11 protein-coding genes are annotated in these 11544 nt (G+C 69.3%); 1 reads left to right on the forward strand and 10 read right to left on the reverse strand.

Translation table 11 applies throughout. The features are described from left to right. Positions 1–50 precede the first annotated feature (50 nt). From ABD352_RS04305 to ABD352_RS04350, 10 genes are all read right to left on the reverse strand, one after another. Complete coding sequence (locus ABD352_RS04305; protein ID WP_344610857.1) at positions 51–935, reverse strand: DUF5926 family protein; 885 nt, start codon at positions 933–935, stop codon at positions 51–53. 451 nt (positions 936–1386) lie between these two features. Then, positions 1387–1788, reverse strand: coding sequence for an ATP-binding protein (locus ABD352_RS04310; protein ID WP_344610858.1), 402 nt, complete (start codon positions 1786–1788; stop codon positions 1387–1389). A gap of 4 nt (positions 1789–1792) precedes the next feature. Then, complete coding sequence (locus ABD352_RS04315) at positions 1793–3268, reverse strand: sensor histidine kinase (protein WP_344610859.1); 1476 nt, start codon at positions 3266–3268, stop codon at positions 1793–1795. A 106-nt stretch (positions 3269–3374) separates the two neighbouring features. After that, positions 3375–4220: a glycerophosphodiester phosphodiesterase gene (locus tag ABD352_RS04320; RefSeq protein ID WP_344610860.1), complete on the reverse strand. Its 846-nt coding sequence runs from the start codon at positions 4218–4220 to the stop codon at positions 3375–3377. Beyond that, positions 4201–4539 carry a rhodanese-like domain-containing protein gene (locus ABD352_RS04325; RefSeq protein WP_344610861.1) on the reverse strand — a complete coding sequence of 113 codons (339 nt, stop codon included), beginning with the start codon at positions 4537–4539 and terminating at the stop codon, positions 4201–4203. The genes ABD352_RS04320 and ABD352_RS04325 overlap by 20 nt, the downstream gene beginning before the upstream one ends. A 9-nt stretch (positions 4540–4548) precedes the next feature. After that, positions 4549–5562, reverse strand: coding sequence for an LCP family protein (locus ABD352_RS04330; RefSeq protein ID WP_344610862.1), 1014 nt, complete (start codon positions 5560–5562; stop codon positions 4549–4551). 362 nt (positions 5563–5924) lie between these two features. Further along, a complete protein-coding gene (locus ABD352_RS04335; protein ID WP_344610863.1) occupies positions 5925–7166 on the reverse strand; it encodes an LCP family protein in 1242 nt (413 codons plus the stop codon). 70 nt (positions 7167–7236) lie between these two features. Continuing rightward, positions 7237–8205 (reverse strand): UDP-glucuronic acid decarboxylase family protein, encoded by a 969-nt coding sequence (locus ABD352_RS04340; RefSeq protein ID WP_344610864.1) that lies wholly within the window; start codon positions 8203–8205, stop codon positions 7237–7239. 69 nt (positions 8206–8274) lie between these two features. Next, positions 8275–10044: a solute symporter family protein gene (locus tag ABD352_RS04345; protein ID WP_344610865.1), complete on the reverse strand. Its 1770-nt coding sequence runs from the start codon at positions 10042–10044 to the stop codon at positions 8275–8277. Then, a complete protein-coding gene (locus ABD352_RS04350; RefSeq protein WP_344610972.1) occupies positions 10037–10390 on the reverse strand; it encodes a DUF485 domain-containing protein in 354 nt (117 codons plus the stop codon). Before ABD352_RS04350 ends, ABD352_RS04345 begins: the two co-directional genes overlap by 8 nt. Positions 10391–11147: 757 nt before the next feature. Between ABD352_RS04350 and ABD352_RS04355 the strand changes: the two genes are divergently transcribed. After that, positions 11148–11495, forward strand: a complete 348-nt coding sequence (locus ABD352_RS04355) for a type II secretion system protein (RefSeq protein ID WP_344610866.1) — start codon at positions 11148–11150, stop codon at positions 11493–11495. The last annotated feature ends 49 nt before the right edge of the window (positions 11496–11544 follow it).

Consider the following 11544-nt stretch of genomic DNA (forward strand, 5'->3'; position numbering starts at 1 on the left):
CCCGACGGGCGTCATGCCCGATTTACCGTCCTTGCCGGGGCGTTCCGGGCCTAACGCAGCGGCTGCTGGCGGCCGATCAGGCCCTGCTTGCTGCGGCGCTCGGTGGCGGTCAGCGGGTCGGTGACGGCCAAGGCCTCGGCGTACCGCTTGGCGAAGTCCGCCACCGGGGCCTCCCAGTGCTCGGCCTCGATCTCCAGCGGCAGGTCCCAGACCGGGGCCAGCAGGCCGTGGGCCCGGAACATGCCGGCGAACTTGGTGTTGTCCCCGAGCAGCAGGGCACCGCCGGCCGCGAGCCGCGACAGGGCGTCCAGCGCGCGGTCCTCGTCGTCGGGAAGCACCAGCCGCACGTGGGAGCGGTCGGTGACCCGGCACCAGTACGTCGCCGGCGCCGCGGCCAGCTTCACCGTCGGGAAGATGCTCGCGTTGGCCCGCTCCAGCGACGCCCGCACGTTGGGGTCGTCGGTGGCGTTCTCGTCGAGCCAGAACTCGAAGCCGGTGTGCACCGTGATGTCGAGCGGGGCGTTCTCGATGACATCCTGGAGGCGGTCGCCCAGCCCGGGCAGCGCGGGGATGTCGACGGTCTGGCCGGGCGGGGTCTCCAGCGCACACTGGAGCGCGACGGCAAGGTCCCGCGACACGTCGCCGGACTGCACGTGGCGCTGCAGGCCGATCAGCACACGGCCGTCGGGCTTGGTCATGGCGGGCCAGGCCATCGGCAGCACGGTCGCGAGGGTCACGGGCCGGTCACCGTACTTCTCGGCGAACGCGGGCGCCAGCTTCAACGGCGCCGAGGCGGCCGGCACCAGTTCGCGGAGGGCGATCCACTCCGGCTCGTCGGCCAGGCCCTCGAACGGCCGGCCGACGTACACGTCCTTGATCTTCTCGCGCTTCTCGCCGCTGGCGCGGCCACGGGGGGTCTTAGCACGCTTGCTCACGGCGATCCAGCCTAGGCGTTCACGCACCGCCACGGGCGCACACCACCACTGCCGGGCGCGTCACTCACCCGCCACGGTCCCACACTTCGGACATTTCCGAAATGTCGCCCGCCCCTCTGCGGCCCAGCACAGGACACGTCCAGGCGAAGCGCCCGGGCGGCACACGGCGACTATGCGCGGGCAGCGCGGACCGCCAGCGCAACCCGGGGAGGGCGCCGGGTCGCCCGAAGCGAACCGGCGCCAGGACCGATGCGCAGACCGGAAGCTTCGCCCGAGAGCCGAGTCGATGGCTCACGTTCCACGGAAACTCCGGCATTCCGGACCTACCGGGCGCGGCGCCGGAAAGGAGATATCTGACTTAAGCCCGGTCAGGGTATAAGTCCGATAAGTCGTGGCGCGCCAGCGCCCGACTTATCGAAAGATCAACCGCAACCGACAGAAGACGGCGCACTCAGAGCGTGGCCCAGACGCACTGGCCCAGCCCGTCGCGCTCCACACCCCACCCGGTGGACAGCGCCGCAACGATCGTCAGCCCCCGCCCATCCAGCGAATCAGGCCCGGCGACCCGCAACTGCGGACCAACCGACGACCCGCCGTCAGTCACGCGGATCTCCAGCGTGTCGTCCGGCAGGAGGCGCCAAGCCACCCGGATCACGTCACCCGGAAGGGGCGCGGCGTGCCGTACCGCATTCCCGACGAGCTCCGCGGCAATGGCGATCGCGTCGTCGAGGCGGTCGGCCGAGATCAGGGAGTCGAGTTCGTCCGCAAGGCGGTGGCGGGCGACATGGGCGCCCCGCGCGTGGTGCGGAACGACGACGCACCAGGCGCGCGGTTCCGCGACGGTTGTGGACACGCTCTCAAGCCTCCCCGGGGCCGTCGGCGTCAGCTCGGGGCAGTCGCACCTCGGCGACGGTCCCTCCCCCTCGACGTGGTCGCAATGATACCCATCCATGTTGACGCTCGACGATTCTGCGCACCAGGTAGAGACCGAGGCCGACGCCGCTGCTCGTTCGCTGGTCGCCGGTTTCCAACTGCCAGAACCGGTCGAAGGCACGCTCTACGTGCTCCGGCCGGATGCCTATGCCCCGGTCGGAGACCCGGAACCACACGGTCTGCGCATCCGCGCCGGCCGTCAGCTCGATCTGTACCCAATTCGGGGAGTACTTACCAGCATTGGTGACCAATTCCGCCAGGACGGTGGCCAGGCTCGCCCGGTCCCCGCGGGTCTTCGGCAGGTTGGGCGGCAGCGTCACGGTGAGGGAGCGGCGCTGCTCGGCGTTGAGCTCGTCGACGGCCGCGCCCAGCGACTCGACCAGGTCGAACGGGAGGAGGGTGGTGGACTCCACCGTGGGGCCGTCGTCGCCGACGGCGTTGAGCAGGCGGTCGACCAGCCGGCTCAGCTCGCGGGCGCGCTGGCCGACGACGTTGATCGCCTCGCGGCGGGCGTCCTCGGCCAGGTTCTCCCAGTGGTCGACGAGCGTGTCGGCGTACCCCCGGATCACCGTGATCGGCGTGCGCAGCTCGTGGCCGGTGAGCGCGATGAACAGGTCGCGGCCGTCCGGCGGCTGCTCCGGGCGGGCCCGGAAGGACACGGCCAGGTCGTCGGAGGCGGGCACCCGGGCGGCGCGGATCTCGATCCACGTGCCGCAGGGCAGCTGGTGGTCGACGATCTCTTCGCCGGAGGGGAGCGGGAAGGGCCACGGCTCGCCGATGGCGGCCTCAGCCGGCCGGGAGGTCAGCCGGGCGGCCGACGGGTTCCACGAGCGAACCCGCCGCTCGGCGTCGAGCACGGCGAACGGCTCGGACGCCGGCTCGACGGCGGGGGCGTCGGCGTACACCGGCAGGCCCCGCCCCAGGCCGTACTGCAGCGCCACGAACGAGGCGAGGAAGCTCAGGGCGGCGCGCTGCTCCTCGTCGGCGGCCCCATCCGCGTCCCGGTAGCTGACCACGAGCACGCCCACGCCGGTGCCGTTGGCGGACACCTCGGACGCCATGACGCGGTGCAGGCCGCGGCTGTAGAGCTGCTGGCCGCCCGACGTGCCGATGAGGCTGCTCGGGAACTCGCGGACCCGGGAGCCGTACCGCAACAGACCCCGAACCGCCGGGTGGATGAGGTCGATCGGCCGCCCGAGCGACCAGTCGAGGTCCCCGGCGACGGCCACGACCCGGCCGTTCTCGTGCGCGTACTCGATGAACGCGGCGCCCGTCGCCCCCGTGGCCGCCGCGGCCACCTCCACGGAGCGTTGCAGGCCGGTGATGCCGCCGCCGCCGGAGTTGAGCTCCTCCGCGACTTCGGCAAGGCCGCCGAAAACCAGCGGACCAGCATCGACCATGGTGCGAGTTTGCCTCGCCAGGGCTCGCTTTGAAAGGTGGTCGACGAAAGTTGTTGAGCTTTGATTCAGTCGCACAGCGTGTCCGTGACGACGGATCCCATCGGCGCTAGACGCGGTGGCCCAACTCGCGGAGGCGATCGATCACGTACGCCGGGCGGTCGGAGATGATGCCGTCGACGCGCAGCTTGACCGCGAGGTCGACCTCGTCCGGCTCGTTCACCGTCCAGACGTACACCGGGTGCCCCCGCCGGTGCAGGCGCTCCACGATCTCCGGGGACGCGCGCAGCAGCTGCACGCCAGGTCCACCGATCGTGCTGCCGGGTGGCAGCCAGCCGATCCGGCTGGGCACCGACCACACGTCGATGAGCATGACGGTGGGCAGCTCCGGCGCCCGCAGCCGCACCCGGCGGACCGCCGTGGTCGAGAACGACATCACGGTGACCTGCAGGGCGCGGTCGGGGTCGGGGGTGTCCAGGCCGTACCGCCGCAGCAGCTTCAGCAGCGCGGACTCCACCGCGCCGCCGTAGCGCACCGGGTGCTTGGTCTCGATGAGCAGCCGCATCGGGCGGCCGGCGTCGGTGGCCACGCCGAGCAGCCGGTCCAGCGTCAGCACCTTGCTCCGCCAGCGGTCCTCGACATGGTTGCGGTCCACGATCAGCCTGTCGGGCGGGTCGGGCAGGTCGGAACGCCAGGAGGCGAAGTCGTAGCGGTCCAGCTCGGCCAGGGTCTGGGTGCTGACCCGGCCCCGGCCGTCGCTGGTGCGGTCGATGCGGGAGTCGTGCAGGCAGACCAGGTGCCCGTCGCGGGTGAGCCGGACGTCACACTCGAGCCCGTCGGCGCCCTCCTCGATGGCGAGCAGGTAGGCGTCGAGGGTGTGCTCGGCGTGCCGGCGCGACGATCCCCGGTGTGCGAAGACCAGCGGGCGCCAGTCCTCAGAGGACTCGGGGAGCACCGCCGTCCTCGCTCACCATCGGGCGGCCGGCGGCCGCCCAGCTCTGCATGCCGCCGTCGAGGTTGATCGTGCGGTCCCGCCCGTTCTGCTGCAGGAACGCGACGACCTGGGCGGAACGGCCGCCGACCCGGCAGACCACGACGACGTCGCGGTCCTCGGGGATGTCGTCGATGCGGGCCGGAACCTGCATCATCGGCACGTGGACAGCGCCGGGCGCGTGGCCCGCGGTCCACTCGTCGTCCTCGCGCACGTCGAGCAGGTACGCATCTTCCGCAACGTCGACCGCAGCGACGGCCGGGATGGAGGGTCGCCTGAACACGGCCTCAGGCTACATGTGGTTGACCCAGGTCGGGTTCTCGACCGACCACGAGTCGAGCAGATCCTCCCGGACCGCCTTGTAGAGCGCCTCGGACTCGGGCAGCGCGACGACGTAGGAGATCCCGCCGATGTCCTGCGGCTCCGAGGGCACCTGCAGGCCCATCAGGTTGTCGGGGCTGACGTTGCGCAGCGCGAACATCAGGTCGGCCAGCTGCATGCCGTTGAGGTCGACGGTGAGGGCCTGGCCGATGGCGCGGATGAACTTGTCCGCCGCGATCGGGTTGGTGGTCAGACCCTTCTCCTTGGCCCGGTTGAGCATGGCCCGGATGAACTTCTGCTGGTTCTTCTGGCGGTCGTAGTCGCCGTTGGGCAGGCTCTTGCGCTGCCGGACGAGGTCGAGCGCCTGCCAGGGCTCGAGGTGGTGGCAGCCGGGCTCGTAGACCTGCGGGTGGCCGCCGCGGTCGGGCGAGAGGTAGTTGCCCTTGTCGTCGAAGCCGACGTGGATCGAGGTGACCTTCTGGTCGATGCACATGTCGACCCCGCCGAGCAGGTCGACCGCGGCCTTGAAGCCGTCGAAGTTGACGATCGCGGCGCCGTCGAACTGGATGCCGAGCAGCTCGTGCAGGGTCTCCGAGAGCAGCTGGACGCCGCCTTCGCCGCCGCCGCCGTACTGGAACGCCCCGTTGATCTTCTCGTGCGACACGCCCCGGAAGCCGGTCGTGGCGAAGGCGGGGATCCTCACCCGCAGGTCGCGCGGGACGGACAGCAGGTAGGCCCGGTCCATCGTGGCGGGGATGTGCAGGATGATGATCGAGTCGGAGCGCTGGCCGTCCTGGGGGTCGAGCGCGCGCAGGTCGGAGCCCAGCAGCAGGAAGTTGAGCGGGCCCTTGATGTCGGTGTGCTGCGGCTCGTCGGCGTTGCCGGCCCCGGCCCGCGAGTTGTCCCCGAGCAGCGTGCTCTGGTGGATGTTCGCGGTGTAGCGGCGGCTGAGAATGCTGACCCCGGCGACCGCGGTGCCGGACACGAGGACGATCGCCAGCCCGAATACGATGATCGCCCGGGCCCAGATGGGATCATGTCCGGGAAGTTTCGGCTTTTTCGGACTTTTCGCGCCAACCCGGGTAATAGTGGAGGCTTCGGCGTCCCCGTCGAACTCCTGTTGCATCACTGCCCCCGAGCCGGCCCGCCGTGCATCGGCGTGGATTCATCCGAGTCTACGTTCGCGGTGCCGAGCCCGCTCGCCCGCGACCACCGCGCGACCACCCGGAACGCCTTCGAACAGGCGATTTTTACTCGCCTATCGGCCCACAGAGCAATGAGATCTATATGACAGCCCGGACATGCAACCCCGTCAAAGGGGCGACATGCCCGGGCTTGTCCGTTTCATTACTTTGATTTGGTACTGGCCTTCGCCGACGGAGCCGTGGACGGCTTCGGCCCGTTGGCCGCCATCCAGTCGGCCATCTTGTCGTTGCGCACGGCGTCGTAGAGGGCGGTCGCCTTCTCCTTGTCCGGCACCACGACGTCCTCGCCGCCGATCTTCTTGCTGCCGTCGTTCGGGCTGACCATGAAGGTGAGGTCGTCGCTTCGCAGGTTGCGGAACTGCAGCGCCATGTCGGCCAGCGAGAAGTCCTTGTCGACGGTCATCGCCTTGGTGATCGCCTTGAGGAAGGAGTTGAGCTTGCCCGGGTTGGACACGGTGCCGGAGCTGACCGCCTTGTCCAGGATGGCCTTCATCATCTCCTGCTGGTGGCGCATGCGGGCGAAGTCGCCGTCGGCGAACTGGTACCGCTGCCGCGCGTAGTCCAGCGCCTCGTCGCCGTTGAGGTGGTTCATGCCCTTCTTGAACTGCCGCTTCGGCGGGTGGATCGACGTGATGTCCTTCTCGATGTTCATGTCGATGCCGCCGAGCGCGTCGATCACCTGCTTGAACCCGCCGAAGTCGATGAGCAGCACGTGGTCCATGCGGACGTTGGTGTACTTCTCGATCGTCTCCACCGTCAGCGGCGTGCCGCCCCAGGAGAAGGACGCGTTGAGCTTGGCGTTCGTGTCGCCGTACTGCGTCGTCTTGCTCTTGGGGATGTACACGTAGAGGTCGCGCGGCATGGAGATCAGGTAGGCGTGCTTGTGGTCGGCGGGGATGTGCAGCAGGATCATCGTGTCGGTGCGCCACTCGCCCGCCTTGCCCCCGTTGTCGGGGTCGCGGGAGTCGCTGCCGAGCAGCAGCATGTTGATCGCGCCGTCCACCGTCTTCGCCGGCCGGCCGCCGGTGATCTGCGAGAACGGGTCGTCGCGGTTGAGGCCCGAGTCGACGTACTTGTAGTAGACGAAGCCACCCACGCCGGCGAGCAGGGCCAGCACGAGGATCGCGCCGCCGGCGACAAGGGCGATGCGGCCCCAGCGCGGGCGGATCTTCTTACGGCCCGAGTACTGGCCGCCGTTGCCCGGCGTGCGGCCGGGGCGGTTCGGCGGAGGCGAGGGCGGACGACCGTACACGCCGGGCGCGGCGGGGCTGGTCGGGGTGTTGGCTGCGGAGACGCGGGCGCGGGCGCCCGACGTCGCAGCGAGCGCGCCGGGCACCGAGGCCCGACCCGAGGACGAGCCGCGTGATGCAGGCGTGGTGGACATAGCACCACGATACGAAGCGCACGCCGTCGCGCCACGTAACCGAGGCGGGCGCGGCACGAACCCGGGAGAGTCAGCGCCCCCGGAAGTACGCGATGGTGCGGGCCAGGCCCTCCTCCGGCCCGACGACCGGCTCGTATCCGAGCAGCTCACGCGCCTTGGTCAGATCGGGGCGGCGACGCTCCGGGTCGTCGGCGGTGCGGGCCACCAGCGCCACCCGGGAGGTGCTGTCGGAAAGCCGCACGATCGACTCGGCGAGCTCCAGCATCGTCATTTCGTGTTCGGTACCGCAGTTCACCGGCCCGGTATCGGTGGAGTCGAGCAGCAGCAGGATCCCCCGCACCAGGTCGGATACGTAGGTGATCGAGCGGGTCTGGGTGCCCGTGCCGTGCACCGTGATCGGCTCGCCGCGCAGGGCCTGGGAGATGAAGGTCGGGATCGCGCGCCCGTCGTCGGGGCGCATCCGCTCACCGTACGTGTTGAAGATCCGCACGATGCCGACGTCGGCCCCGCGGCCGCGGTGGTAGCCCATGACCGCCGCCTCGGAGAACCGCTTGGCCTCGTCGTAGACGCTGCGGATGCCGATCGGGTTGACGTTGCCCCAGTACGTCTCCGGCTGCGGGTGGACCAGCGGGTCGCCGTACGCCTCGGACGTGGAGGCCTGGATGAACCGGGCGCCGTCGGCGACCGCCCGCTCGAGCAGCTGCAGCGTGGCCACCGAACCGACCCGCAGGATCTCCACCGGCAGCGAGGCGAAGTCGGTCGGGCTGGCCGGCGAGGCGAAGTGCATGATCGCGTCGAAACGGGCGGCGAGCGCCTCGTGCGCCGGCAGCGGCTCGGTGACGTCCGCCTCGATCAGCGTGAAGCGCGGGTGCTCCCGGAGGTGGGCGACGTTGTCCTTACTCCCGGTGAGGAAGTTGTCGATCACCACGACCCGGGCGCCCCGGGCGATCAGGGCATCGGCAAGGTGGGAACCGACAAACCCGGCACCACCGGTGAGCAGGATCCGGTGACCCTCGCCGTAACGCTCCGCAACGACCATGGGGCACAGCCTAGCGTGTCGGCGTACCGGGCCCGGAAGATCGACGGCTCCCCCGGGCCCGGTGCTCTCCTAGTGGGCTCCGGCTCCTGTGAGCGACCTGGCCTCGAGTTCGCTGTACTTGTCCGGGTCGCGTTCCTTGCTGCTCATCGCCCCGAGAGCGGCGAAGATGAACCCGATCGGGATCGAGATCAGGCCCGGGTTCTCCAGCGGGATCGGCGCCGCCGTGGTGCAGCTGAACAGCGCCGTGGCGTTGGACACCTCCTTGGAGTTCTGCGGCACGCCGCAGTCCTTGGCCTGGGCCGCGGTCAGCGTGGCCGGCGTGCGCGCGTCGCTCACGCCGCCCCAGGCGATCGGGCTGAGCAGCACCACGCCGACGGCCGAGATGAGGCCGGCGTAGATGCCCCAGGTCGCGCCGCGGGTGTTGAACCGCTTCCAGAAGAGGGAGAACAGGATCGCCGGCAGGTTGGCCGACGCGGCGATCGCGAACGCCAGCGCCACCAGGAAGGCGACGTTGAGGTTGCGGGCGAAGATGCCGAGCACGATCGCCACGGCGCCGATGACGAACGCCGAGTACCGCGCGACGACCACCTCCTGCCGCTCGTCCGTCTGGCCGCGCCGCAGGACGTTGGCGTAGAGGTCGTGCGCCAGCGAGGAGGACGAGGCCAGGGTGAGGCCGGCGACGACGGCCAGGATGGTGGCGAAGGCGACGGCGGCGATGATCGCCAGCAGCAGTGATCCGCCGAAGTCGCCGCCGAGGTAGCGCTTGCCGAGCTCCTGGGCTAGCTGGGGCGCCGCGGTGTTGCCCGCCGCGTCCTGCGCGACGATGGCGGAGCGGCCCACCAGCGCGGCCGCGCCGAAGCCCAGCGCCAGCGTCATCAGGTAGAAGACGCCGATGAGGCCGATGGCCCACACCACGCTCTTACGGGCGGCCTTGGCGTTCGGGACCGTGTAGAACCGGATCAGGATGTGGGGCAGGCCCGCGGTGCCGAGGACGAGCGCCAGGCCGAGCGAGATGAGGTCCAGCTTGCTGGCCAGCGTCGCGGTGGCGTTGCCGGCGAACTCCTTGCCGTAGCGCAGGCCCGGCTGCAGGAAGGACTCCGGCGGCGTCTTGCCCGACTTCGCCGCCGCCTCGCCGAGCAGGCTCGACAGGTTGAACTTGTAGTGCGCCAGGACGAGCAGGGTCAGCACCAGCGCGCCGATCATCAGCATGAACGCCTTGACGATCTGCACGTAGGTCGTGCCCTTCATGCCGCCGACCGTGACGTACACGATCATCAGCACGCCGATGAGCGCGATCGTCACGATCTTCGCGGTCTCGGCGCTCATGCCCAGGAACGTGTCGCCGCCCTTGATCCCCAGCAGCAGCGCGACCAGCGCGCCGGCGCCGACCATCTGGGCCAGCAGATAGAAGATCGAGACGATGATGGTCGAGATGCTGCCGGCGGTGCGCACCGGCGCCTGGCGCATGCGGAACGCCAGCACGTCGGCCATCGTGTACCGCCCGGAGTTGCGCATCAGTTCGGCCACCAGCAGCAGGGCGACCAGCCAGGCGACGAGGAAGCCGATGCTGTACAGGAAGCCGTCGTAGCCGTTGAGCGCGATGATGCCGGCGATGCCGAGGAAGCTCGCCGCCGACATGTAGTCGCCGCCGATCGCCATGCCGTTCTGGAAGCCGCTGAACGAGCGCCCACCGGCGTAGAAGTCAGCAGCACTGCGGGTCTGCCGGCTGGCCCACACGGTGATCGCCAGCGTGACGCCGACCAGGATGATGAACAGCGTCAGCGTGAGCGTGCGCTGTGTGCCGACGGAGGTGGCCGCGAGGACCACGGAGTCACTCATCGCCAGCCGCCCCTTCTTCGATCTTGGCGCGCAGGTCGTCGGCGAGTGGGTCCACCCGCCGGTCGGCGTAGCGCGCGTACAGCCACGCGATCAGGAACGTCGATACGAACTGCAGCAGCCCGAAAATCAGCGCGACATTGATGTGCCCGACGACCTTGGTGCTCATGAAGTCACGGGCGTACGCGGACATGAGGACGTACAGCGCGTACCAGAGGAGGAATGCGACGGAAACCGGGAACACGAAGCGGCGCAGCGAGCGGCGCAGCGCGTCGAACTCCGGCGAGCGGGCAACGACGACGTAGCGGTTCTCGCCGGTGTCCGCGGGCGCCGGTGTCTCGGTGCTCATCAAGAATCACCACCTGCGGTGTGGGGGTGCGGGTAACCGCGCACGCTAAGAACCCGGCAGGCATCAATAAAGATCTTTCCCCGACACCGGTACCGCACGTGCGCCGAACGGCACCGCCGGTGCGCCCGGTGACATGATTCACGCCGCTTACCGGCGCTCCCCTCGACTCGGGGCTGTCCAGTTCGGGCAATGTGTCCGCACTGCGCTATTCGATGCGTTTTCTACGGGTATCGTGGCAATTGATGGAGAATGCCGAAAGGACTGGCATTCGCGGATCTTCTGACTCAACGCCGAATTGCCTGACCAGTGACGCCGCGGTGACTGTGCGGATTTGAACGGATTGCCCTGTTATTTATGCGACCACGTTTGGACGTGCGGGCGGCGCGGCCGGTCCACTTGAGTGGGCGCCGGCGGCTGATCAGGCGACTCGACTAGCTGTTCGTTCGATCCCGAATGAATTCCCTTCTTGTAGCGTCCCCGTCGCGGGCGTTGCCGCAGCTAGCCCCCGGGCTGGCCCAGTGGGTTGGATGTCATTGGTGAGGACGTAGACAAACATCTGTTGAGATTCCACGGCCACTTCCGGTCCCGTTTCTGGCCGTAACAGAAAGCCGTTCTCAGGGCGTCGCCGCATGCAGTCGAGTCACCGGCAAGGCGCGGGTGGGCCGACGTCGACAGAAGTATTGCCGTACCCCTCCGGGCCAGGCCGTCAATCAGTTGGCGGTCTCCGCTCGGCTGCCCTTTCCCTGAAGGAGAATTCGTGCTTCAGCGCCTCCGTGCGGTCCGCGAGAACGAGAGCGGCTTCACGCTCGTCGAGCTCCTCATCGTCATCGTCATTCTCGGCATCCTGTCCGGCATCGTGGTCTTCGCCGTGGGCGCCTTCAACGACCGCGGTACGAAGGCCGCGTGCAAGACCGACCTGAAGAACGTCGAGGTCGCGGTGGAGGCGTACCGGGCCAAGACGGGCGACTACCCTCCCGCCGGCGACGCCGGCGGCTGGGACAAACTCACGGATCCCGCTGGCCAGTACATCAGGGAGAAGCCGTCCAGCCCTGATTACACGATCACCCTGGGCGCCGACGGCAAGGTAACCGCGACTGGGTGCTGACGACCGAGTGGAGAGGGTCACCCCTGGGTGGCCCTCTCCACCTGCGTTT

Source organism: Dactylosporangium salmoneum (genome assembly GCF_039532525.1).
Taxonomy (GTDB): domain Bacteria; phylum Actinomycetota; class Actinomycetes; order Mycobacteriales; family Micromonosporaceae; genus Dactylosporangium; species Dactylosporangium salmoneum.

Coding starts and splice junctions, on each gene's coding strand:
- ABD352_RS04315 (WP_344610859.1), bottom strand. CDS start 3,268: ATGGTCGATGCTGGTCCGCTGGTTTTCGGCGGCCTTGCCGAAGTCGCG.
- ABD352_RS04335 (WP_344610863.1), bottom strand. CDS start 7,166: ATGTCCACCACGCCTGCATCACGCGGCTCGTCCTCGGGTCGGGCCTCG.
- ABD352_RS04340 (WP_344610864.1), bottom strand. CDS start 8,205: ATGGTCGTTGCGGAGCGTTACGGCGAGGGTCACCGGATCCTGCTCACC.
- ABD352_RS04345 (WP_344610865.1), bottom strand. CDS start 10,044: ATGAGTGACTCCGTGGTCCTCGCGGCCACCTCCGTCGGCACACAGCGC.
- ABD352_RS04350 (WP_344610972.1), bottom strand. CDS start 10,390: ATGAGCACCGAGACACCGGCGCCCGCGGACACCGGCGAGAACCGCTAC.